Here is a 23665-nt window from a genome sequence, read left to right as displayed (position 1 = left end):
TCAGATCCTGCCGTAGCTGCGCACCAGATCGCGGAACAGCGGCAGCGCCTGGTCGAACTGGGCGCGGCTGCGGCCCAGCAGCATCATCTCGGCGACCACTGGGCCCTCGTCGATGAAGGCGATCGCCTCGGTGTCGCCCGAGGGATTGTTGCCGAGGACATAGAGCTCGGCGCGCTGGCGGTTGGCCAGCGGCAACGGCGCTTGCCTGATGATCGAGAACTCGGGGTGCCGCTGCTTGCGCTGCGCGCCGATGTTGGCGAGCTTGGCGGCGATGTCGGGCGCGCGCTCGTTCTTGATGAAAGCCTCCAGCGACACGAAGACATCGGCGCTCAAGGAGCGCGGTTGGCCGGGCGGCGTGACGACGACGAAGATGTCGTTCCTGCCGCCGCTGCTGGCATCGGTCGACCAGTAGGCGGTGGCGAGCCAGTCGCGCGGCGGCCGTGCCGCGTAACGCAGGCCCGACAGCTCGACGACGACGCGGCCGTCGGGCAGCGTCTGCAGCACCGGTGCCGGACGCGGCGGCGGCGCTGGCGGCGCGGCGGGCCGCGGTGGCGGCTTCCTGTCGCCGCAGCCCGCGACCAGCGCCAGCGCGGCGATCGAGAAGAGCCTGCGCCGCACGGCCATCATGCGTTGGGATCGAGCGCGGCCTTGCCGACGACCTTGCGGTCCTCGATCAGGCGGAAGGCCGGCACCCACTGGTCGAGCGGGAAGACGCCGGCGACCGGCGGCTTGAGCCTGCCCTGCTCGAACCAGCGGAACATCTCGTGGAAGGCCTCGCGCACCATGCCGCGCCGGCGCGCGACATCGGCCTCGTCGAAGGTCTCGCCCGGCCGGCCGGTCCAGCCGTTGTAGTAGCCGTAGTAGAAGCCGATCACCGTGACGTTCTTGACCAGCAGGATGTTGGCCGGGATTTGCGGGATGCGGCCGCTGGCGAAGCCCATCGGGATCATGCGCGCGTTGGGCGCCACGCAGCGCAGCGAGGCGTCCCAGACGTCGCCGCCGACGGGATCGTAGACCACGTCGACGCCGCGACCGTCGGTGATCTCCAGCACGCGCGCGCGGATGTCCTCGGCGCGCGAATCGATCAGGTGGTCGGCGCCCAGCGCCTTGGCCGCCGCCAGCTTGTCGGTGCCGCCGGCGGTGGCGATCACCGTGGCGCCCATCGCCTTGCCGATCTCGACACCGGTCAGCCCCGAGCCGCCGCCGGCCCCGTGCACCAGCAGCACCTCGCCGGGCTGCATGTTCGCCTTCCAGCGCAGCGCGCCATAGGCGGTCGGATAGAGCGTCGGGAAGTTGGTCGCGGCGGCGAACTCCAGCCCGTCCGGCATGCGATGGAGGTTGGCCGCCGGCGCAAGCGCCTCCTGCGCGAAGCCGCCGCTCGACGCCGGGCCGACGACGCGATCGCCGACCTTCAGCTCGCCGACGTCAGGCGCCGTCTCCAGCACCACGCCGGCGACCTCGTTGCCGGGGATATAGGGCAGCTTCGGCTTGTTCTGATGCTTGCCCTGCACGCCCAGCATGGCGGCGAAGCTGACGCCGGCGGCGCGCACGCCGATGCGGACGTGGCCCGGCTTCATCGCCGGGGCCGGCACGTCGTCGATCCTCAGATTCTCGTACGACCCATACTCGTGACAGACCAGCGCGCGCATGCCGTAAGGCCCTGAAGTGCGGAGGCCCGCACCCTAGAGTGTATTGCGACCGAGTGGAACCGATCAGCCGCCGAACTTGCCGTGTCGTCCGGCGCCGGCGGCGAAGCGCGCCGCGCCGGCTTGCGCCTCGTTGCGCCGCGCCTCGAGCGACAGCTCCATCTCGCGGCGGATCGCGGCGACCTGGTCGCGGTCGAAGCTCTCGTAGGTCGAGCGCCGGTCCGAGCCCATGGCGATCTGCGGGAAGCCGGCGATCTGCCGCGCCAGCGCCTGGGCCTCGGCACGCGTCGTGCCGCGCGCCACCTTGCGTGTCGCCAGCCCCATGGCGATGGCCTCGTCGGCGCCCACGGCGCGGCCGGTGAGCAGCATGTCGATCGCTCGGCCCAGGCCGACGATGCGCGGCAGGCGCACCGTCGTGCCGTCGCTCATCGGCACGCCCCAGCGGCGCGAGAAGACGCCGAAGGTCGCGGTGTCGTCGACGATGCGGATGTCGCAGAACAGCGCCACGCCCAGCCCGCCGGCGCAGGCATGGCCTTCGACGGCGGCGATCACCGGCTTGGAAAGCGGCGCATGCAGCGGCCCCTCGTCGCTGCCGGCCCACGGAAAGTAGTCGACGCCCGAGCCGAGTTCCTTGAGGTCGGCGCCGGCGCAGAAGGCGCCGCCGGCGCCGGTCAGCACGGCCACGCGCGCGCCGTCGTCGGCATCGAAGGCGTGCAGGGCCCCGGCCAGCGCATGCGCGGTCTCGTTGTCGAGCGCGTTCTTCGCCCTGGGCCGGTTGATGATGATCGTGGTCACCGGACCGTCGCGCTCGACCAGCAGCGTGTTGCTCACCTCACGCGCTCCACTTCCTCGATGAACGCCGTCTCCGCCTTGCGCGGCTTGCGGAAGTACCACCAGTTGGTCTTCGCCGACCAGCGCTCGCGCTTCGCCGCCTTGCGGCCCCACAGGCATTTGCCGGCATCGACGGTGTGCAGCAGGAAGTGCGAGTCGGCGTGCCGCATCGCCGCCTCGACCTCGGCCCGCTCGTCGGGCCCGTAGAGCGCCCAGCCGTCATGGATGAGCTGGCGCAGGTCCATGTCGTTGAGCCAGTCGTCGAGGTCGAAGCGCCAGCCCTGCTTCAGCTGCTCCACGATATTCGCCCAGCGCGCCACGCGCTCGGCGAGGCTGTCGCGGGCACCCGGATCGGGCGGCGGCGCCTCCACGCTCAGCGCTCCGCCTGGCGGCGGAAATAGCGCTCGCCGTCATTGGGCCTGAAGCACGTTCGGATGGTGCCGTCGCGGTTGAAGGCGATGAACGTGCCGTCGCGCCTGTCGAAGCGCGTGCTGACGCCGTCGCGCCGGACCACCTCGAGAATCGTCCCGCCGACGCGCGCGTCGCGCAACGACTGGGCGATGCGCAGATAGTCGGCCTTGCTGGCGCCGGCGAACTCCTGGCGGTGCTTCTCGTAGTGATCGTCGAGCGAGCGGCGGCTGGTGAAGCCGATCGAGGGGCCGAACACCCTGCCCGGCTCGCGCGCCTCGACCGGCCCCGGCTCGGCGCCGATCGGCGGCCGCTCCGGCCCGCGCCCGAAGATTGCCGACAGCGCCACGGCGAGCAGCACCAGGCCCGCCACCAGCAGGCGTCGGGGCGTGATGCCGGGACGGAAGCCGATCATGGTGGGGAGCCTACCCCATCTGTCATGTATGGACGGCCCCCGTTTCGCAAGGTGTGAGTAGCGACGTTTGGCGAGCAGGTAGGAGCAGTCATGTATGCGACCTGTGTGTGCGGCAGTGAGAGCCGCTGGCCAAGAAGGTATCCGTGGCCGTGATCTCCAATCATCCCGACGCCCTCGAGGGGCGATGACAGCAGGGAGTGTTCCCGGTCCGGTAGGCCTACCGATTTCGCCATCTATCGTTGCTGGCTCCTTGCGAAGGGTTGGCGCCGGCTCGTCGTCTCAGGCGGCGAGCGGAGCGCGATAGGGCTGGTTGTCCCTGAGCATGGCCCACAGGATGCGGGCGGTGCGGGCGGCCTGGGCGACGGCCAGCACCTTCTTCTTGTGCTGGCGCGCCATCAGGCGGCGCAGCCAGGGCGAGGCTTTGTCGGGCTGGCGGGCGACGTGGCGCAGCCAGGCGGTGGCGCCGAGCACGAGCAGGCGGCGCAGGGTGCGGTCGCCTTGCTTGGTGATGGCGCCGAGGCGTTGCTTGTCGCCGCTCGACTGGTCGTGCGGCGTCAGGCCGAGCCAGGCGGCGAAGTCGCGGCCGCTCTTGAACATCGCCGGATCCGGCATGGTGGCGAGCAGGGCATGGGCGGTGAGCGGGCCGACCCCGGGCGCGCTCCCCAACAGCAGCGCCCGGGCGTCGGCCCGCGCTTCAGCCACGATGCTTGCCTGCAGCTCCTCGATCGTCGTCTCGAGCTGGGCATGATGGGCCGCGAGGCTGCGCGCAGACATCAGAGCCGAGCGCGGCAGCCCTGCCGTGTCCTCGCCGATCGCCGCCAGCAGCTGATCCAGGCCGCGCTTGCCGACCGGCGCCACGATGCCGAACTCGCCCAGCAGCGCGCGCAGGGCGTTGGCCGTCTGCGTGCGCTGGCGCACCAGCAGCTCGCGGCTGCGATGCAGCGACAGCGCCGCCTGCTGCTCCACCGTCTTCAGCCGCACGAAGCGCATGTCTGGACGGCTCATCGCCTCGCAGCACGCCTCAGCGTCGCGCCCGTCGTTCTTGTTGCGCTTGACGTAGGGCTTCACGTAGGCCGGCGGCATCAGCCGAACCTCGTGGCCCAGACCCTGAAGCACCCGCCCCCAGTGGTGCGCCGAGCCGCACGCCTCCATGCCGATGGTCGCCTTCGGCAGCCCGGCGAAGAACTCCGCCATCCGCGCCCGCTTCAGGCGACGACGCAACACCACCTTGCCGCTGGCGTCGCGGCCATGCAGCTCGAAGACGTTCTTCGCGATGTCCAGTCCGATCGTGATAGCCTGTTCCATGGACGGTCCCCTTTGACTGGCTGCTTCAACGACACCAGTGTGGCACGCTCGATGCCGTTTGGGGGCCGTCCACCCCATCATCCCGAGCGCAGCGAGGGATCCAGGAGCGGCCTGGATTCCTCGCTGCGCTCGGAATGACAGGGTTACCGAATCGGCGCGCCGAGCTTGACCCAGCGGGCGATGGCGTCGCGCTCCTGCGGCGTGAGCTCGGTGATGTTGCCCGGCGGCATCGCCTTCGTGTGGAACACCTGCTGCAGGATCATCGGGGCATAGACACGCATCTGGCCGGGCGTCTCCAGCATCACGCCCTTGGGCGGCGCGGCAAAGCCCTCGCGCGTCGGCTTGGCGGCGTGGCAGGTCGCGCAGCGCTCGGCGATGATCGAGGCGACCCTGGGAAAGTCGACATCGCCCGCCGCCAGCGCCGGCTCGTCGGTGCTGCTGCGCGGCGCCAGCGCCAGCGCCGTCGCCACCAGGATCACCAGCCCGGAGGCCAGCACCAGCGGATTGCCCTGGTGCGTGTGGCGCTGCACGAACCACAGGCGGATCAGCCCGCCCGAGACCGTGAGCCCGATCAGCGCCAGCCAGTTCCAGTGATGGCCGGTGGCCGTCGCATAGTGGTTGCTGATCATCGAGAACAGCACCGGCAGGGTGAAGAAGGTGTTGTGCACCGAGCGCTGCTTGCCCATCAGCCCGTATTTGGCATCGGGCATGCGGCCGTCCTGCTTGGCCTTCACCAGCTCGCGCTGGCCCGGGATGATCACGAAGAAGACGTTGGCCACCATGATGGTGCCCAGCACGGCGCCGAAATGAATGAAGGCGCCGCGGCCGGAGAACAGCTGACACAGCCCCCAGGCCATCGCCGCGACCAGGACCGCAAGGACGCCGGCGAGCGCCATGGCATCGTTGCCGATCGGGCTCCGGCACAGGAGGTCGTAGACGATCCAGCCGCCGGCGATGAAGGCAAGCCCGATGCCGATCGCCTGCCACTGGCCGAGATCCTTCACTTGCGGGTCGATCAGCGCCACCTCGGCGCCGAGATAATAGACCAGGCCCATCAGGAACATGCCGCTGATCCAGGTGGTGTAGGCCTCCCACTTGAACCAGTGCAGCGTTCCGGGCAGCGCCGGCGGCGCCACCTTGTACTTCTGCGCGTGATAGAAGCCGCCGCCGTGGATCGACCAGACCTCGCCGCCGACGCCCCTGTCCTCGTCGGCCGGGCTCTTCGGCGCGAGCAGGGCGTCGTCGAGCCAGATGAAATAGAAGGAGGCGCCGATCCAGGCGATGCCCACGATCATGTGGCTCCATCGCCCGACCAGGTTCAGCCATTCCAGCAGATACGCCCAATCCATCGCGTCACCTTAGCACGCCACACATCATACCTTCCCCCGGAGGGGGAAGGTGGCGCGGAGCGCCGGATGGGGGATGTTGAAGCCGGACTCCCGCGTTCGTCTTCGACATCCCCCTTCCCTTCGGACACCTTCCCCCTCCGGGGGAAGGTAAACGGCCCTGGTTTGTGCCCCCCGGTACGCGATCCTTTGCCATGCCGGGGCGTGGAATCGCTACACGGCGGCCCGACCCTGCGCTAAAGCAAGAGCCGAACCAGACATACGGACCGGCGCGAGGGAGTGTCGCATGGCGATCGCGGTGCCAGCAGGCGTGGAGATCAACGGGGCCATCACGCCCGGATTCGAGACCGTTCTCACGCCCGAGGCCGTCGCCTTCATCGTCGATCTGCAGCGCCGCTTCAACCCGCGGCGCGCGGAGTTGCTCGCCGCGCGGGCCGAGCGCCAGAAAAAGCTCGATGCCGGCCAGAAGCCGGATTTCCTGCCCGACACCAAGGAGATCCGCGACAAGGACTGGACCGTGGCGCCGCTGCCGAAGGACATCCTCGACCGCCGCGTCGAGATCACCGGGCCGGTCGACCGCAAGATGGTGATCAACGCGCTGAATTGCGGCGCCAATGTCTTCATGGCCGATTTCGAGGACGCCTCGACGCCGACCTGGGCCAACATGGTCGAGGGGCAGTTCAATCTGCGCGACGCCGTGCGGCGCACCATCACCTTCGCCGATCCGCAGAGCGGCAAGAGCTACGCGCTCAACCAGAAGACCGCCGTCCTGTTCGTGCGCCCCCGCGGCTGGCATCTGCCCGAAATGCACGTGATGGTCGACGGCAAGCCGATGTCGGGCTCGCTGTTCGATTTCGGCCTGTACTTCTTCCACAACGTGAAGGAGGCGATGGCGCGCGGCACCGGGCCGTATTTCTACCTGCCCAAGCTCGAGAGCCATCTCGAGGCGCGGCTGTGGAACGACGTGTTCGTGCATGCGCAGCAGGCGCTGGGCGTGCCCAACGGCACGATCAAGGCCACGGTGCTGATCGAGACCATCCTCGCCACCTTCGAGATGGACGAGATCCTGTGGGAGTTGAAGGACCACTCGGCCGGCCTGAACTGCGGCCGCTGGGACTACATCTTCAGCTTCATCAAGAAGTTCCGCGAGCAGGACTGGGCGGTGCTGCCCAACCGTGGCGAGGTCACCATGACCAGCCACTTCCTGCGCAGCTACAGCCAGCTGGTGATCAAGACCTGCCACCGCCGTGAGGTGCACGCGATGGGCGGCATGGCCGCCCAGATCCCGATCAAGAACGATCCGGCGGCCAACGAAGCGGCGATGGAGCGCGTGCGCGCCGACAAGCGCCGCGAGGCGGGCGACGGCCATGACGGCACCTGGGTGGCGCATCCCGGCCTGGTCGAGATCGCCAAGGCCGAGTTCGACGCGGTGATGAAGGAGCCCAACCAGATCGCGCGCAAGCGGCAGGACGTGCATGTCACGCCGGCCGACCTGCTGACCATGCCGACCGGCGGCAAGAGCGAGGCCGGCCTGCGCCAGAACGTGGCGGTGGGCATCGGCTATGTCGAGGCGTGGCTGCGCGGCATCGGCTGCGTGCCGCTGTTCAACCTGATGGAAGATGCCGCCACCGCCGAGATCAGCCGCGCGCAGGTCTGGCAGTGGGTGCGCCACGGCCAGAAGCTCGACGACGGCCGGCTGATCACAAAGGAGCTCGTGCGCCAGATCGTGCGCGAGGAGAACGACAAGGTGAAGGCGCAGATGGGGGCGGAGCGCTACGCCGCCGGCCGCTACGAGGACGCCGCCCAGCTGATGATCGAGCTGGTCGAGCAGCCGGTGTTCCACGAGTTCCTGACCCTGCCGGCCTACGACCGCATCATCGCCGACGAGAAGAAGGCGGCGTAGCTCTTTCCTTCCCCCGGAGGGGGAAGGTGGCGCGGAGCGCCGGATGGGGGATGTCGAAGACGGACTCCTGCGTTCGTCTTCAACATCCCCCTTCCGCCCTTCGGGCACCTTCCCCCTCCGGGGGAAGGAAGGCTCAGCCGCTGGTGATCCCGCGCTTCTTCGCGATGTCGTTCCAGCGCTCGTTCTGTGCCTTCAGGAACGCACCCAGCTCCGCCGGGCTGCTCGGCGCCGGCTCGATCGCGGCGGTGGCGAAGGCCTGGCGGATCGCCGGCAGCGCCAGTGCCGCGCGAGTCTCGCGGTTGATGCGATCGACGACCGCGGTCGGCGTGCCGGGCGGCGCCACCAGCGCGAACCACTGGAACGTGTCGTAGTCGGCGATGCCGCTGGCCTCGGCGATCGAGGGCACATCGGGCAGGGCTGCCAGCCGCTGCCTGGTCGATACCGCCAGCCCGCGCAGGCGGCCGGCCTTGATGTGCGGTAGCAGCGGCGACACGCCCAGCATCGCGAACGGCACCTGGCCCGCCACCAGATCGGTGACCGCCTGACCGCCGCCCTTGTAGGGGATGTGGTTGAGCGTGACGCCCGCCTGGTGCGCCACCAGCTCGGCGAAGAGATGCTGGCCGGTGCCGATGCCCGATGTCGCATAGTTTACCGTGCCGGGCTTTGCCTTGGCCTCGTCGAGCACCTGCTTGAGCGTCGTCCACGGCGAGCCCGCCGGCACCGCGAACATGGTGGCGCCCTTGGCCAGCAGCGTGATCGGCGTGAAGGCGGTGTAGGTGTCGACCGGCGGCTTGTCGACGAAGTTCGGACCCGCCAGCATCAGCAGCTGATGCCCGTCGGGCGGCGCCTTGACCACGAGCTGGGCGGCGATCATGCCGGTGGCGCCCGCCTTGTTCTCGACCAGCACCGACTGGCCGAACGACTTGGACAGGTGATCGGCGATGCCGCGGGCGATGATGTCGGTCGTGCCGCCGGGCGGGTAGCCCACCATCAGCGACACGGCGCGCGTCGGCCACGGCGCCTGCGCGCTGGCGGCGCGAGCGGCGACGACGGCCCCCGCAGCGGCCTGGACGAGCGTCCGGCGTGACAGAGTCATTGATTCCTCCCCTGATTGTTTCGGGAAGTATAGCATCCCCGCGACCATCAGGAGCGCCCGGCCGTGCCATCCCTTCCCAACATCGTGCTGATCCTCGCCGACAATCTCGGCTGGGGCGAACTGGGCTGCTACGGCGGCGGCATGCTGCGCGGCGCGCCGACGCCGCGCATCGACGCCCTGGCGGCCGAGGGCATCCGCTTTCTGAACTTCAACGTCGAGAGCGACTGCGTGCCGACGCGCGCCGCCCTGATGACCGGCCGGCAGGCGATTCGCACCGGCGCCTTCCAGTCGACGCCCGCCGGCCTGCCGCAGGGCCTGACGCGCTGGGAGATCACGCTGGCGCAGCTGCTGTCGGCCCGCGGCTACGCCACCGGCCATTTCGGCAAATGGCATCTGGGCGACATCGAAGGCCGCCTGCCGACCGATCGCGGCTTCGACGAATGGTACGGGATTCCGCGCACCAGCAACGAATCGCAGTACACGACCTCGCTGGGCTACGACTCCACCAAGGCGCCGCTGCCCTTCATCATGGAGGGCGTCTCAGGCTCGCCCTCGCGCAACGTCAAGCTCTTCGACCTCGACTCGCGGCGCACCATCGATCGCGAGCTGGTCGGCAAGACCGTGGCCTTCATGGAGCGGCAGGTCGCGGCGAAGAAGCCGTTCTTCGCCTACGTGCCGATCACCCAGATCCACTTCCCGACGATCTGCCACCCCGATTTCATCGGCCGCACCGGCCATGGCGAGATGGCCGATTCGCTGGCCGAGATGGACCACAACGTCGGCCTGATCCTCGACGCGGTCGACAGGCTGGACGTCACCAAGGACACGATCTTCCTGTTCGGCTCCGACAACGGGCCGGAGTTCCGCACGCCCTGGCGCGGCACCGCCGGCTACTGGCGCAGCACGTATCACACGGCGATGGAAGGCAGCCTGCGCGTGCCCTTCGTGCTGCGCTGGCCGGGCACGGTGCCGGCGGATGTCGTGACCAACGAGATCGTGCACATCGCCGACCTGTTCCCGACCATCGCCCGCATCGTCGGCGCCGAGGTGCCGACCGACCGCGTGATCGACGGCATCGACCAGCTCGACTTTTTCAGCGGCAAGCAAACGCACTCCAACCGCGAGGGCTTCGTCTTCTACATCAAGCAGGAACTGCGCGCGGTGAAGTGGAAGGACTGGAAGCTGCACCTGATCTGGGAGCCCGAGGTCAACGACGGGCCGATCAAGCTGGAGTCGCCCTATCTCTTCAACCTGATCCAGGACCCCAAGGAAGAGACCGACATCGCGACCGCCAACAGCTGGGTCAGCTCCTACATGCGCCGCATGGTGCTCGACTTCCAGAAGAGCCTGCAGGACTACCCGCCGGTGCCGCCCGGCGCACGCGATCCCTACACGCCGCCACGTTGACTACCTCCAAGAGGCACTCCAGCGCCTATAGCCACGACGAGTACCTTCAAGGCACTGAAAGATCTATCAAGACGTACTTCGTTGTAACCTGACCTGTCGGGCGAACGGTCGTCTTCGTGAGAACCTTAGCAACGCATCGCGATCCTACCACTTTCTCGTCGGCGTGGATTCTCTCAAGGTAGCTTTGACTTATACTAGGGCCGGTCTTGCCAGAGATCACATCACGACCATCGGGCTGGAATTCGAACTGCATCGTATTTGGTAGAATACCCAAGAGGATACCGCTTAGTTTCTCTTCACGCTCCTCGATATTTGTCCTCTGAGATCGATCATAACCTCTTGAAATACTTTCTGGGCCAAAGGTGTCGTCCTTATCTCCCTCCACAATGCGCAATGTAGCGCCTGCGTTGTGCAACACTTCGTAGAAGTCCTTTACTGCAGCAAAAACTCTTCTGTTCATCGACTCGATTGTTTGGACATATTGCTCGTCGGTTCCCATACCGAAAGCTTCAATAGCTCGTGTTACCTCGTCTAGCGTTTCCCTCAACGCGGTTGGGACAAACGTCAATTGGTCGCTACCTCTCTCCTCAAGCAGGAAACCAAACGACCCGTGAACGACGCCGTGGATCTGCAATGCTGAAAGCTCTTTGAGCGGAACACGACCGCGATCACCCAATAGCCCTTCTTCGCTTCGACTCGCGAACTGTCTCGAGACAATGTCCTGATACTTTCCTAGCGCGTCACTCGCAAAGGCAGCATCAATTGAATGCGTGCCAAACACGGGCGATCCGCTGAAGAACAAAGCAACGTTGGCGAGCGTATCAGGGAATGCTTCAAGTTCCCGAAGTCGCTCCTCCAGAGTTGCCTTTAGCTCCTTATACGCGAGCACACCTATTGGATCATCCTCTACCGAACGAGAGTCGAGGATCTGATCCACAGCTGCCAGCTCAGCAGACAGCGCCTGCTTTTCCAAGGCCTTAACCATCTAGCGAGGCTTTCGCTTGCTGCACTAGTTGAGCTTCGTTGATGCCGTCACTAGGCGTAGTAGCCAGTCGCACGAGCAACATTCCCTTTCTGGCATCTGTTATTCGTTGATGAGAGAACAGCGAGAACCAGTACGTAACGTCCTCAACGATTTTCTCAGCAGGCTTATCAAGATCAATCGGAAACGCTTCACAGTGATATCTGGTCTTGCACTCACGAGGGGAAAGCATCGTCGTGAACTGTGCCACATCCACCGCCCAAGCTTTCGGATCCACCTGGTACTTAATTGGGCGTCGAAACAGTGTGACGATATCGATGTCTCCTGGCGCACGGCCACGAGTTTTCTCTACATCCTCCACAAAGCTGCCATTCAACCACTGGTAGCCGACCACGAAACCAGATGAGAAAAGCGCCTGCCGGTACTTCACGAGACCGTCGAGAAGCTCCAGGCGTTGGCGTGACTTACCAAACCGATCGACGACCTGAGACATCGATACCTCATAGGGTGAACGGTCCTTTAAAGTTGTGGGGCTGCCAATCCACGCAGGCAGGAGGCCCAGCACGTTGAACTCAGGAATGTTGCTGACCGGCATGCCTCCCCCGTGGCCGAGCTTCGTTCGTTCGCTCACGCGGAAGACATTGTACAATCGTTAGTAAACGGCGACAAATACGCTCCGTTCCGTGGACGCGGAACTCGGCTGTTCAACACTGAGCCCGCTTTCCAAGGTTTTTCCTGCGGAGCGCGCGAAGTGGTTGGGCTCTTCTATAGGGCCTTTAGGCAGCCTCCCTTGCGACCTGCCGGCCGCGGAAGAAGTCGATGATCCGCCGCCCGAGTCGCTCGCGGTCCGTCGGACCGCCGATGCTGGCCAGCGCCACGTCGGCGACGGGCGCCGGAATCGAGAACGCGCGCCGGCTGGCCACGAGATCGCGGACGAAGGCGTCGTCGAACTCCGGATGCGGCTGGAAGGAGAGCGCGCGGCCGCCGTAGTCGAGGCCCGCCACCGGGCAGAACTCCGACGTGGCGATCACGGCGGCATCGGGCGGCACCTCGATCACCTGGTCCTGGTGCATGGCGGCGATGGCGATCTCGCCGCCGTCGCTCAGGCTGTAGCGGTGCACGCCGCAGCCCCAGCCGCGCTCGGACTTCACCACCTTGCCACCCATGGCCTCGGCGAGGATCTGATGGCCGAAGCAGATGCCGACCACCGGCACGTCGGCGGCGATCGCCCGGCGCAGGAAATCCTTGAGCGTGCGCATCCACGGCAGGTCCTCGTAGACGCCGTGCTTGGAGCCCATCACCAGCCAGCCGTCGGTGGCGGTCACCGATTCGGGGAAGACGCCGTCGACGACGCGCCAGGTGCTGAAGCGCAATGACGGATCGAGCGCGCCGAACAGGCGCTCAGCCATCTCTGGCATGGTGCCGTGGGCGTCGAGAAGGTCATCAGGCGTCACGCCCGGTTCGAGGATACCGATATGCATGGTGGTGCTTCAGTGTGCCTTTCCTGTCATCCCGAGCGCAGCGAGGGATCTATGTCTGCCCTGGATCCCTCGCTGCGCTCGGGATGACAGCATGTCGGTGCCCTAAGCCAGATGCCGCGCCATCTCGGGCCGCGCCTTCAGCTCGCGGCCCTGGCGTGCGACGAGCTTGGCGATGCGCTCGGGCGCGAAGTTCATGTCGACGAAGCCGGTCGCGGTGTTGGCGACCTCGTGGTACTCGGCGATCAGGCCGTTCTCGATGCGCATGATCGCCACGCCCTCGAACATCGCCCGCGCGCCCTTCGCTTCGGGCAGCTTCGAGCGGTAGCTGAAGGTGTAGCGCGCATAGAGCGTGCGGCCGTCGAACACCGGATCGTGCATGTCCCAGCGGAAGCTGTCGGCGGTCCTGTAGAAGAAGTCGTGGATCAGCTCGGCGATCCGCGCGCGACCCTTGAAAGCGCCGTAGAACACGTCGTGATAGACGCCATCCTCGGTGAACAGCGCCGCCAGGCCGGCGCCGTCCTTGCGCTCCACCGCGTCGCAGAACTGCCGCAGCATCGCGGTCGCGTCCATCGTCTTCGTCCCTCTACGGTCAGGCCGGGGATGCTACCATGCGCGCCATGCGCAGAACCATCATCGCAGCTTCATTTCTGCTGGCCAGTGCGACGGCGGCAGCCCAGGACTTCGACCTGCAGGGCCACCGCGGCGCGCGCGGCCTGGCGCCTGAGAACACGCTGGCGGCCTTCCGCAAGGCGCTTGAGATCGGCGTCACCACCATCGAGACCGATCTGGGGCTGACAAGCGACGGCGTGCTGGTGCTGGCGCACGATCCGCGCCTGAACCCCGACCTGGCGCGCGGCCCCGACGGCAAGTGGCTGACCGGCTGGGGTCCGCCGATCCGCACGCTCAGCCGCGGCGAGCTCGACGCCTACGACGTCGGGCGCCTGAACCCCGAGGGCCGCTATGCGCGGCAATGGACGCAGCAGGTGGCGGCGGACGGCGAGCGCATCCCGACCTGGCAGGCGCTGGTCGCGCTGACCCGCGCGATGGGCCGCGACGCGGTGCGCTTCAACATCGAGACCAAGCTTTCGCCCGACCGGCCGGACGAGACCGCCGATCCGCAGACCTTCGCCCGCGCCGTGGTCGAGGCGGTCCGCGCCGAGGGCGTCGTGGCGCGCACAACAATTCAGTCCTTCGACTGGCGCACGCTGCTGGAGGCCAAGAAATTGGCGCCGGAGATCGCCACCGCCTGCCTGACCATCGAGACCTCGAACATGGACACGGTGCGCCGTGCCACGCCGCCTTCACCCTGGCACGCCGGCCTCGACCTGGCCGCCCATGGCGGCTCGCTGCCGCGGCTGGCCAAGGCGGCGGGATGCGACACCTGGTCGATGTTCTGGCGCAACCTGACGCCGGAACTGGTCAAGGAGGCCAAGGGGATGGGGCTTCTGGTGCTGCCCTGGACGGTGAACGATCCGGGAGAGATGGGTCGGCTGATCGACATGGGCGTCGACGGCCTCATCACCGACTATCCCGACCGGTTGCGTCAGGTGATGACTGCACGCGGGCTGAAGCTGCCGTAACCGGCCGACACAATGGCGCCGATACGGACCTCGATTCCATCACAATCCCGGGCCACACTGGACGATGGCGGACACCGGGGGCCGGAAGCCCTTGTTGCGCGGAGGGCCAAGGTGACGGTCGGACGGGACCGGGTTGGGGGGCGCAATCCGAAGCGGGCGATGGTGCGACTGGCGATCGCCGGCGCGCTGCTGGTGCTTGCACTGCCGGCAGCGGCCCAGGCTCCCACGCCTTGGCCGGAGCGCTTCTACAACCCGCAGCCCGCGCCCGACGACCTGATCCTGCCGATGCCCTGCGGCGGCGCCATGGCCTTCCGGCGCATCGACGTGCCGCACGAGAAGACGCTGTCGGACCGCAAGATCGTGATCGGCGGCAGCGAGGAGCGCTTCGCCTTCGCCGAGGGCAGCCGCTACGAGTACATCGAGGGCTCGTTCGCCGATCGCGCCGACAAGCGCCGGCGCTACTACTACCTCGCCAAGTACGAGACCACCGTCCTGCAGCTCGACGCCATGGCCGGCGAGTGCAAGGAGGCGAGCCGCGCCGGCCTGCGCCCGGCCACCGGCACGACCTGGTACGACGGCATGCGCGCGGCGCATCGCTACACCGAATGGCTGCTGAAGGACGCCAGGGCCAAGCTGCCGCGCGAGGACGGCGCGCCCGGCTTCCTGCGCCTGCCGACCGAGGCCGAATGGGAGTTCGCCGCGCGCGGCGGGGTCGCCGTCTCGCCCTCGGAGTTCGAGGCCAAGACCTTCCCGATGGCCGACGGCGTCGAGAAGTATGTCTGGTTCCGCGGCACCAAGTCGTCGAACGGCGAGGTCCAGCTGGTCGGCGCGCTGAAGGCCAATCCGCTGGGCCTGCACGACATGCTGGGCAATGTCGACGAGATCGTGCTCGAGCCCTTCCGGCTCAACAAGCTGGCGCGCCTGCACGGCCAGGCCGGCGGCTTCGTCGTCAAGGGCGGCAACTACCAGACCTCGGAGGAGGACGTGCGCTCGTCCTACCGCTACGAGCTGGCGCCGTTCGACGACAAGGGGCCGCGCCGCTCGCCCACGGTGGGCTTCCGCCTGGCGCTGGTGGCGCCGGTGATCTCCTCGCCCGCGCGACTGGAGGCGATGCGCAAGGCCTGGGCCGAGCTGCCCAAGGTCGAGACCCTGCGGCCCGGCGACGGCGCCCAGGGCGACCCGCTGGGCGAGATCCAGAAGCTGATCGCCGCCTCGGCCGACCCCGACGTGCGCGCCCGGCTGACGGCGCTGCAGCGCGCCTACGCCCAGCGCCTCGACGACGAGCTCAACATGCGGGCGCGCGCGTCCAAGAGCCTGTTGCGCCTGGCCGCCTTCCTCGCCGACAAGATCAAGGCCGATCGCGCCTTCATCAGCAACATCGAGAAGAGCCGCGACACCCAGAAGGCGGCCGGCATGAACGTGACGGCGCTGGACGGCCGGCTGCGCGAGATGAACGCCGCGATGCAGGGCAACGTGCGCTACTACGCCGACACCATCGTTCAGATCGCCCAGGATTTTGCCGACTCCACGATCGCCCAAACGCTTGGTACGTTGCGGCTGGAGTTCGACAAGACCAAGGTCGGCCATCTGGACCGCTACGCCCAGCTTGCGGCCCGGCAGGCCGCCGCCTACCGCAAGTCGGGTGCCGCCCAGCCGGATGCGTGGCTGAAGGAAATACTGGCTTTGCCCTGAGGAGAGGCCGATGCCCGGATTGATGCAATCGCGTTCGCTGCGCGCCGCCATGGCCGGGGTGCTCTGCGTGCCGCTGCTGCTGACGGGTTGCGACGGCGGCGCCAACGATCCCGGTCTGACCCCGGAACAGCGCCGCATCCGCGCGCAGCGCGCCGAGCAGGACCGCACGGTGGGCGGCGGCGCCATCGCCGGCGCGGTGCTCGGCGGCCTGATCGGCCTGGCGGTGGGCGGCAGCAACCGCGGCGCCGCGGCGGCGATCGGCGCGGCCGCCGGCGCGGCGGTGGGCGGCGCCACCGGCTACTACGTCGCCAGGCGCAAGCAGCAATACGCCAACGAGAACCAGCGGCTGGGCGTCATGACCGCCGACGTGCAGAACGAGAACCAGCAGCTGGCGCAATACGTCGCCGACACCCGCACCGTGGTCGCCCACGACAAGGCCGACCTCGCGCGCCTGCGCAACGAGTACACCAACCGCCGCGCCTCGCGCGCCGACCTCGACCGCCGCATCGCCATCGCCGAGCAGGATGCCCAGGCGATCCAGCAGCGCATCAACGCGGCGCGCCGGCAGCAGCAGGAATTCATCCAGGCGCGCCAGCAGACCCCGGGCGCGGGCGGCGCGCAGATGGACTCGGAGATCGCCCGGCTCAGCCATCAGATCGCCCAGCTCGAGGCGCAGCTCAACGATCTCAACACGTCGATCTCGATCACGCGTACCGGCTGATCGCGGCGGAGGGCACCATGCGCAACCTCCTCGGCACGACGGCACTGGCACTGGCGCTGGCGGCCTGCAACACCACCGACCCGAACCAGGGCGGCTTCTTCGGCGGCCTGGGCGGGCTGGTGAGCGGCAACTACGAGCGCGACACCCAGGCACGGCGCGACGCGCTGGCCGCCGAGCAGGCGCGCAACCAGCAGCTGCGCGACCAGGCGTCCGCCAGCCAGCGCGAGCGCCAGCAGATCGCCTACGAGCGCGCCAGCCTGCAGCGGCAGGTGGCGGCGCTGAACAGCGACATCAGCCGCCTGAACGGCCGGCTGAGCGCCGCCGAGGCCCAGCGGCGCAACGATCCGCAGCTCGCCAACCTGCGCGCCGAGCTCGCCGCGCTGGAGCGCAGCGTGCGCCTGGCCGCCAGCGACAACAGCGGGCGCGACGCCGCGGCGGAAGCCGCCAAGCGCCGCCAGATCGAGGAATTGACGCGCCGCAAGCAGCTGCTGGAGCGCGCCATCGACCAGGCCGCGGGCACGCGCTCGTAGCAGGTCATTTGGGGCAGGCGGTGTCCTGCCACTGGAAGCCGACGCCGCTCGCCTTGAGGAACTGCGCCGTGCCCGAGGAGCCGAGCGCGAAGCCGCCGGTCGCGCCCGGCATCGACTGGCTGATGAAGGAGTTGATGCCGACAACGCGGCCGCACATGTCGATCAGCGGCCCGCCGGAATTGCCGACGCCGACCGCGGCAGTGTGCGCCACCGCGGGAAGCCCGCCGTCGCGATTCTGCACCGCGCTGACCTCGCCGCGGGTCAGCACAAGCTCGGGCGCGGCGCCGAGATTGCCCTGCAGGATCGCCCGGAAATTCCGATCGTTGGCGAGGGTGTTGCCGGGATAGCCGGCGGCCACCACTTCCTTGAGCGCCGCCGGCTCGGCCGCCAGTGGCAGAATGCCGGTACCCGGCGCCGCGCCGTCGACCAGGCGCACGACCGCGAAGTCCTTGCCGCCGGCCCGGCCGCCGACCGCGGCAATGACCTGGCCGACATACGGCTTGCCCATCTTGCGCGACATGACGATGACCTTGTCGCCTTCCCACGGACCTTCGACGACATGGCTGTTGGTAACGAGGATGCCAGGTGCCACGAAGAAACCGGTGCCCAGGGACTTCTGCGTCAGGATCAGCGCGGTGGTGCTCTCCAGCAATGGCGTCAGATCGGAGGCGCGGCTGGCCGGCGCCGCGGTCGAAGGCGCACCGGGCGGCGGCGGCGCGGGCATCGGCGGCGTGGCGGCGGCCGGGGTGACGCCGGGGTTGGGGTTGGCGTCGCCGCTCTTGCCCGGCGGGGCGGGCGTCATCGGCGGCGTGCCGGGCGGCTTGGGCGTGCTGCCCGGGCCGAGCAGGCCGCCCGGATCCTGGATGGTGCAGACATTGCCGGCCAGCGCGTCGCGCAGCCTGGCGATCTGGTCCTCGATGTCCTTGTTGCTCTTCTTCTGCGCCTCCAGCGCCTTCTCCAGTGCGGCAACGGCGGCGGGATCCGGCTTGGGCGGCGCGGGTGGCGGCGGCGCGGGCGGCGCCTGCACGGTGACGCTGACCAGCGGGCGATAGAAAAGGTACCAGCCGAGGCCAAGGCCCAGCAGCAGCAGCAGGATGCCGCCGGCAACCAGGCCTGCCACCCTCAGCCCGCTCCCGCGGGGCTTGTCTTCCGCCATTGCCTTATCCGCCTCGTGCCCGGAATGCAGGCGCCATCATAGCGCGCGGCACGGCTGAATTATGGCCGATCCCCGGCACCTAGGCGACAGTCCGTGTCATCCGGCGACGCGTCCGAAGCGGCCCAGCAGCTCCAGAAGCTCGGCGGCCTCGAGCGCGCGGACCACCTTGCCCGGCGGCTTGAAGGTCGGCGTGTCCTCGGCCGCCAGCATGGCGTTGAGCACCGCCTCCTCGACCGCGTCGACCACCGCCAGGTAGACCGGGTCGAAGCGCTCGTCGTCGAGCGCCTGCAGGTGCCACAGCGCCGGCCCCCGGCCCGGCAGCTCCATCGGGTTGGCCGTGCTGATCGCCAGGAACAGGTCGCCCGATCCATTGCCGCCATAGGTGCCGCCGCGGCCGATGCCCAGCGCGCCGCGCCGCGCCACCCGCCGCAGCTGGTGCGGCAGGATCGGCAGGTCGGTGGCGATGATGCCGATGATCGAGCCGCGCTCGCGCGCCATCAGCAGGTCATGGCGCAGATGCGCACCCACCGGCACGCCGCGCACGGTGAACTGGTCGCGCCGGCCGTGATTGGCCTGCACCAGCACGCCGATCGTGCCCGACACGCCGCCGACCTCGACCTTGCGGGATGCCGTGCCCGTCCCGGCCTTGAACTCGTAGGCGATCATGCCGGTGCCGCCGCCGACGTTGCCCTCGGCCACCGGCCCGCCCTTCGCGCCGTCGAGCGCGGCCAGCACATGCGCTTCTGTCACATGCTGGCCGTTGATGTCGCTCAAGGTGCCGTCATAGGTCTCGGCGACGACCGGCATCGCCCAGAGATGGTCCGACGCGAAGCGCGGATAGCGGCGGATCATCCACCGCACGGCGGCGTGGTGCACGATGCCGACGCTGTGGGTGTTGGTGATGCAGATCGGCCCGTTGACGTAGCCGCCATCCTCGATCCAGTGGCTGCCGGTCATCTCGCCGTTGCCGTTGAAGCGGTGGATGCCGGCCCACACCGGGCGCATCGCCGCCTCGTCGGCGCGCGGCACGATGGCGGTGACACCGGTGCGCACCGATGTCTCGGCGATCGTGGTCAGGCCGACGGCGATGCCCGGCACGTCGGTGATGGCGTTGAACGGGCCGGGCACGCCGTCGAACGGCACGCCGGCTTCCCGTGCGCGGGGCTTGCGCTGACTGCTCACGCGATCACCTTCTGAATTCGCCAATCAACCGGTATACAGGCGCACGGTTCGCGACGGAGGGAAAGAGCATGAAGCTGTTGATGACCGGCGCCGCCGGCGGCGTGGCGCGCATGACCCGGCCGATGCTGCGCGAGCTCTATCCCGACATGGTGCTGAGCGACGTGAGGCGGCCCGACGATCTGCGCAACGACGAGGCCTTCGCGCCCGCCGATCTCACCGACCTCGCCGCCGTCGAGACGATCACCAAGGGCATCGACGGCGTGATCCATCTCGGCGGCGTGTCGGTCGAGCGTCCCTGGGACGAGATCCTGCCGGCCAACATCATCGGCTGCCACAACCTCTTCGAGGCGGCGCGGCGCAACGGGGTCAAGCGCGTGATCTTCGCCTCGTCGAACCACGCCATCGGCTTCTATCCGCGCACGCGGCGCATCGGCACCGATCACGCCGTGCGGCCCGACGGCTACTACGGCGTGAGCAAGGCCTTCGGCGAGGCGATCGGCGCGCTCTACGCCTACAAGCACGGCCTGCGCGTCACCAGCCTGCGCATCGGCAATGTCGACTACAAGCCGGTCGACCTGCGCCGGCTGTCGATCTGGATCCATCCCGAGGACCTCGTGCAGCTCTTCATGATCGGCCTGGAGCATCCCGAGGTGCGCTGCGAGATCTTCTACGGCGTGTCGAGCAACGCGCGCAGCTTCTGGGACAACCGCCGCGCCTACGAGCTGGGCTACGAGCCGGCGCACGTCGCCGAGGACCATCGCGACCAGGCGCTGGCGGCACAGGCCGGGCTGCCGCCCGATCCGATCGGCGACTGGTTCCAGGGCGGCACCTTCTGCGCCGACGGCTACGACAACAAGGACGAGCTGCCGCGTTCGTGACTTCTCCTTCGCCTGGAGGGCAGGGCGATGGCATAGGGGGTTTTCCTCCCTCTCCCCGCTTGCGGGGAGAGGGTCGGGGTGAGGGGTCGTCTCAGGTTGGGCACAGCCGTAGTGCGCCAATTGCCCGCAGCCCCTCACCCCAACCCTCTCCCCGCAAGCGGGGAGAGGGAGCAGAAGGCAAGAGCACGGGCGGCGTCGGCCGATTGCTATGGTCTGCGATGGGCTACGCGGCATGCGCCGGCGCCGCCTGCCGGGCCATGGCGCGGTCCACCAGCTCCAGGCGGAGCGGCCGGTTGCACTCGGCGGCGGCGCGCACGACCCGGATGACTGCCGGCAGCACGTCGCGCGCGAGGTCGTGGCCCTGGGCGCGCCAGCGTGCGGCATGAAGCGCGACGTCGGCGGGCACGTCGGCACCCCAGGAGCGCCGCAGCGTCCCCTCGACGGCTTTGTGCCAGGCCGCGTCGTCGGCGGACGAGGGGCCTTGCGATGGTTTGCTATCGTTCGCTATGGGCGGTGAGGCAGGAAGCCCCTCATCCGCCGCGCCGTCGCCTGGCATCTCCCCACCGCCTTCGCGGGGAGACGGGAATGCAGGATGGCGGCGCCGCGCGCGCTTGCCGATGCGCTGGGTGATCTCCCAGTCGACGATCGACAGGTACTCGACGTCGCCGACCGCGTAGCGGCGCACCAGGCCGCGCGCCGCCAGCTCCTCGATCATGGCGCGCACGGCATCGTCGTCGAGCGCGTCGCCGGGAAACACCTGCAGGCGGAGCGTGCGCGGCCGCAGCGCCAGCACGCCGAAATCGTCGGCGAAATTGCTCAGCCCGAGCAGCAGCAGGCGGGTCATCGGGGCGCAGTCGACGACCGCCTCCGAGGTCCAGAATTCGGGCGAGATCAGGCGGGCGCGAGACATGGGAAGCTCCAGAGGTGAACGCTGGGGGCATTGTGCGCCTGCGTGGCGGCAGAACCTATTTCCACCCCTACGATTGTCGGCGAGCGCCGGATATGCCTACGGCCATCGGCGTTATTTCCGCCCCTAGGAGTGTCAGCGCGCGGTCTGGCGTGAATGCTGGAGCGATGTCCGGCCGAGTTGAGTCACCATTGTCATCCCGAGCGCAGCGAGGGATCTATGCGTCTGAGCCTGGATCCCTCGCTGCGCTCGGGATGACAGGGGCCTCGCATCTTGCTTCGGCGATGGATTCCCTGGCCATCCAGCGTCATCACACTGATGCGTGGCGGGCAATGGTGCCTGCCCGGCCGGCGTGGCATGGTTGCTGCTACCCGGCAGGGGCAGGAGTCACCAATGGTCAGCCGCATCAACCCGAACCGCTTCACCACGCGGCCGGAGATCGAGGGCACGTTCGGCGTCGTCGCCTCGACGCACTGGATCGCCACCGCCGTCGGCATGGGCATCCTCGAGCGCGGCGGCAACGCCTTCGACGCCGCCTGCGCCACCGCGTTCACCCTGCAGGTGGTCGAGCCGCACCTCAACGGTCCGGGCGGCGACGTGCCGGTGATCGTGCATGACGTGCGCAAGGGGCGCACCGAGGTGATCTGCGGCCAGGGTCCGGCGCCGGCGGGCGCCACCATCGCGCATTACCGCGGCCTGGGCCTCGACATGGTGCCCGGCACCGGCCTGCTGGCGGCCTGCGTGCCCGGCACCTTCGGCACCTGGATGCTGCTGCTGCGCGACTACGGCACGATGACGCCGCGCGACGTGCTGGAGGCGGCGATCGCCTATGCGCGCGACGGCCACGCCATCGTCGAGCGCGTCTCGGCCACCATCAACACGGTGAAGGACCAGTTCGCGCAGCACTGGAAGTCCTCGGCGGCGCTCTATCTGCCGAATGGCAGCGTGCCGGCGCCGGGCACGATCTTCCGCAACGTGGCGATGGCCGAGACCTACACGCGCATCCTCAAGGAAGCCGAGGCCGCCGGCGGCGATCGCGTGAAGCAGATCGAGGCCGCCGCGCGCGCCTGGTCGCATGGCTTCGTCGCCGAGGCGATCGACAAATTCTGCCGCACGCAGGACGTGATGGACACCAGCGGCCGCGCGCACAAGGGCGTGCTGAACGCCGACGACATGGCGAGGTGGACGCCCACGGTCGAGGCGCCGACGACCTACGACTACGGCCGCTACACCGTGTGCAAGCCCGGCCCGTGGAACCAGGGACCGGTGATGCTGCAGCAGCTGGCGCTGCTGAAGGGCTATCAGCTCGACGGCATGGACCCGACCAGCGCGGAGTTCATCCACCTGCAGGTCGAGGCCGCGAAGCTCGCCTTCGCCGATCGCGAGAAGTTCTACGGCGATCCCGATTTCGTCGACGTGCCGATGCAGACCCTGCTGTCGGACGCCTACAACGCCGAGCGCCGCAAGCTGATCACCGCCCAGGCGTCGATGGATCTGCGCCCCGGCGAGGTCGAGGGCTTCGGCGGCGTCGTCACCTTCCGCAAGGCCGACGCCTCGCGCAGCGCCGTGGCGGCGAGCGGCGCCGGCGAGCCGACGGTCGGCCGCCTCGGCGAGGCGCGCGGCGACACGGTGCATTTCGACATCATCGACCGCGACGGCAACATGGTGACCTCGACGCCCAGCGGCGGCTGGCTGCAGAGCTCGCCGGTGATCCCCGAGCTCGGCTTCCCGCTGGGCACGCGCGCGCAGATGTTCTGGCTCGACGAGGGCAAGCCCGGCACGCTCGCGCCCGGCAAGCGGCCGCGCACTACCTTGACGCCGACCATGGCGCTGCGCGACGGCGAGCCCTACCTCGCCTGGGGCTCGCCCGGCGGCGACCAGCAGGACCAGTGGATCGCCCAGTTCTTCCTGCGCCATGTCCACTGCGGCATGAACCTGCAGGAGGCGATCGACGCGCCGGCCTGGCACAGCGAGCACTTCCCGATCTCGTTCTTCCCGCGCACCGCGCGGCCGGGCGTGCTGGTGCTCGAGGGCCGCGTGCCGAAGGACACGGTGAAGGAGCTGGAGAGACGCGGCCATCTCGTCGAAATCGGCGACGACTGGTCGGAAGGCCGCCTCACGGCTGCGTCACGGGAGGGCGTCCGCCGCAAGGCCGCCGCCAACCCGCGCGGCATGCAGGGCTACGCGGCGGGACGATGA

At 68.6% G+C, this 23665-nt stretch carries 22 protein-coding genes; 8 read left to right on the top strand and 14 right to left on the bottom strand.

All coding sequences use genetic code 11. The annotated features are described in order from the left end of the window. The 6 genes from KF889_03910 to KF889_03885 all read right to left on the bottom strand — a co-directional run bounded on the left by KF889_03910 (position 1) and on the right by KF889_03885 (position 5954). The gene (locus KF889_03910) at positions 1-618 is read right to left on the bottom strand and encodes a hypothetical protein (protein MBX3498565.1); all 618 of its coding nucleotides are present in this window, start codon (positions 616-618) and stop codon (positions 1-3) included. A 5-nt stretch (positions 619-623) separates the two neighbouring features. Next, the gene (locus tag KF889_03905) at positions 624-1649 is read right to left on the bottom strand and encodes an NADPH:quinone oxidoreductase family protein (protein MBX3498564.1); all 1026 of its coding nucleotides are present in this window, start codon (positions 1647-1649) and stop codon (positions 624-626) included. 63 nt (positions 1650-1712) lie between these two features. Continuing rightward, the gene (locus KF889_03900) at positions 1713-2597 is read right to left on the bottom strand and encodes a crotonase/enoyl-CoA hydratase family protein (protein MBX3498563.1); all 885 of its coding nucleotides are present in this window, start codon (positions 2595-2597) and stop codon (positions 1713-1715) included. Positions 2598-2850: 253 nt separating this feature from the next. Then, positions 2851-3300 carry a hypothetical protein gene (locus KF889_03895; protein ID MBX3498562.1) on the bottom strand — a complete coding sequence of 150 codons (450 nt, stop codon included), beginning with the start codon at positions 3298-3300 and terminating at the stop codon, positions 2851-2853. Positions 3301-3579: 279 nt separating this feature from the next. Further along, a complete protein-coding gene (locus KF889_03890; protein ID MBX3498561.1) occupies positions 3580-4605 on the bottom strand; it encodes an IS110 family transposase in 1026 nt (341 codons plus the stop codon). Positions 4606-4748: 143 nt separating this feature from the next. Further along, positions 4749-5954: a urate hydroxylase PuuD gene (locus KF889_03885; protein MBX3498560.1), complete on the bottom strand. Its 1206-nt coding sequence runs from the start codon at positions 5952-5954 to the stop codon at positions 4749-4751. Between the two features lie 283 nt (positions 5955-6237). Here KF889_03885 and aceB point away from each other — a divergent pair, with 283 nt between their 5' ends. Then, positions 6238-7854: a malate synthase A gene (aceB, locus tag KF889_03880; GenBank protein ID MBX3498559.1), complete on the top strand. Its 1617-nt coding sequence runs from the start codon at positions 6238-6240 to the stop codon at positions 7852-7854. 133 nt (positions 7855-7987) lie between these two features. Here the strand turns inward: aceB and KF889_03875 are convergent, their stop codons facing one another. Then, positions 7988-8950 carry a tripartite tricarboxylate transporter substrate binding protein gene (locus tag KF889_03875; GenBank protein MBX3498558.1) on the bottom strand — a complete coding sequence of 321 codons (963 nt, stop codon included), beginning with the start codon at positions 8948-8950 and terminating at the stop codon, positions 7988-7990. Between the two features lie 63 nt (positions 8951-9013). Here KF889_03875 and KF889_03870 point away from each other — a divergent pair, with 63 nt between their 5' ends. Further along, positions 9014-10357: an arylsulfatase gene (locus tag KF889_03870; GenBank protein ID MBX3498557.1), complete on the top strand. Its 1344-nt coding sequence runs from the start codon at positions 9014-9016 to the stop codon at positions 10355-10357. 46 nt (positions 10358-10403) lie between these two features. Here KF889_03870 and KF889_03865 read toward each other — a convergent pair whose 3' ends face one another. From KF889_03865 to KF889_03850, 4 genes are all read right to left on the bottom strand, one after another. Further along, positions 10404-11342 (bottom strand): hypothetical protein, encoded by a 939-nt coding sequence (locus KF889_03865; protein MBX3498556.1) that lies wholly within the window; start codon positions 11340-11342, stop codon positions 10404-10406. Continuing rightward, positions 11335-11934, bottom strand: coding sequence for a hypothetical protein (locus KF889_03860; protein ID MBX3498555.1), 600 nt, complete (start codon positions 11932-11934; stop codon positions 11335-11337). Before KF889_03860 ends, KF889_03865 begins: the two co-directional genes overlap by 8 nt. Positions 11935-12115: 181 nt before the next feature. After that, positions 12116-12820, bottom strand: a complete 705-nt coding sequence (locus tag KF889_03855; protein ID MBX3498554.1) for a type 1 glutamine amidotransferase — start codon at positions 12818-12820, stop codon at positions 12116-12118. Positions 12821-12922: 102 nt separating this feature from the next. Then, a complete protein-coding gene (locus KF889_03850; protein ID MBX3498553.1) occupies positions 12923-13390 on the bottom strand; it encodes a nuclear transport factor 2 family protein in 468 nt (155 codons plus the stop codon). Positions 13391-13437: 47 nt separating this feature from the next. On the opposite strand from KF889_03850, the gene KF889_03845 reads away from it, so the two are divergent. The 4 genes from KF889_03845 to KF889_03830 all read left to right on the top strand — a co-directional run bounded on the left by KF889_03845 (position 13438) and on the right by KF889_03830 (position 17343). After that, positions 13438-14400 carry a glycerophosphodiester phosphodiesterase gene (locus KF889_03845; protein MBX3498552.1) on the top strand — a complete coding sequence of 321 codons (963 nt, stop codon included), beginning with the start codon at positions 13438-13440 and terminating at the stop codon, positions 14398-14400. Positions 14401-14511: 111 nt separating this feature from the next. Then, positions 14512-16092 (top strand): SUMF1/EgtB/PvdO family nonheme iron enzyme, encoded by a 1581-nt coding sequence (locus KF889_03840; GenBank protein ID MBX3498551.1) that lies wholly within the window; start codon positions 14512-14514, stop codon positions 16090-16092. A gap of 10 nt (positions 16093-16102) precedes the next feature. Further along, on the top strand, positions 16103-16813 hold the full coding sequence (locus tag KF889_03835; protein ID MBX3498550.1) for a hypothetical protein: 711 nt from the start codon (positions 16103-16105) through the stop codon (positions 16811-16813). 17 nt (positions 16814-16830) lie between these two features. Then, a complete protein-coding gene (locus tag KF889_03830) occupies positions 16831-17343 on the top strand; it encodes a hypothetical protein (GenBank protein MBX3498549.1) in 513 nt (170 codons plus the stop codon). A 4-nt stretch (positions 17344-17347) separates the two neighbouring features. Here the strand turns inward: KF889_03830 and KF889_03825 are convergent, their stop codons facing one another. Then, on the bottom strand, positions 17348-18463 hold the full coding sequence (locus KF889_03825; protein MBX3498548.1) for a trypsin-like peptidase domain-containing protein: 1116 nt from the start codon (positions 18461-18463) through the stop codon (positions 17348-17350). A 132-nt stretch (positions 18464-18595) separates the two neighbouring features. Continuing rightward, the gene (locus KF889_03820; protein MBX3498547.1) at positions 18596-19681 is read right to left on the bottom strand and encodes a P1 family peptidase; all 1086 of its coding nucleotides are present in this window, start codon (positions 19679-19681) and stop codon (positions 18596-18598) included. An 80-nt stretch (positions 19682-19761) separates the two neighbouring features. Here KF889_03820 and KF889_03815 point away from each other — a divergent pair, with 80 nt between their 5' ends. Then, the gene (locus KF889_03815) at positions 19762-20559 is read left to right on the top strand and encodes an NAD(P)-dependent oxidoreductase (protein ID MBX3498546.1); all 798 of its coding nucleotides are present in this window, start codon (positions 19762-19764) and stop codon (positions 20557-20559) included. Positions 20560-20782: 223 nt separating this feature from the next. On the opposite strand, the gene KF889_03810 is transcribed toward KF889_03815, so the two are convergent. Continuing rightward, complete coding sequence (locus KF889_03810; protein ID MBX3498545.1) at positions 20783-21469, bottom strand: hypothetical protein; 687 nt, start codon at positions 21467-21469, stop codon at positions 20783-20785. Between the two features lie 390 nt (positions 21470-21859). On the opposite strand from KF889_03810, the gene KF889_03805 reads away from it, so the two are divergent. Continuing rightward, complete coding sequence (locus KF889_03805; protein MBX3498544.1) at positions 21860-23665, top strand: gamma-glutamyltransferase family protein; 1806 nt, start codon at positions 21860-21862, stop codon at positions 23663-23665.

The organism is Alphaproteobacteria bacterium, assembly GCA_019635875.1.
Lineage (GTDB): Bacteria > Pseudomonadota > Alphaproteobacteria > Reyranellales > Reyranellaceae > JAFAZJ01.
This window is presented reverse-complemented; position numbering and strand designations above follow the sequence as displayed.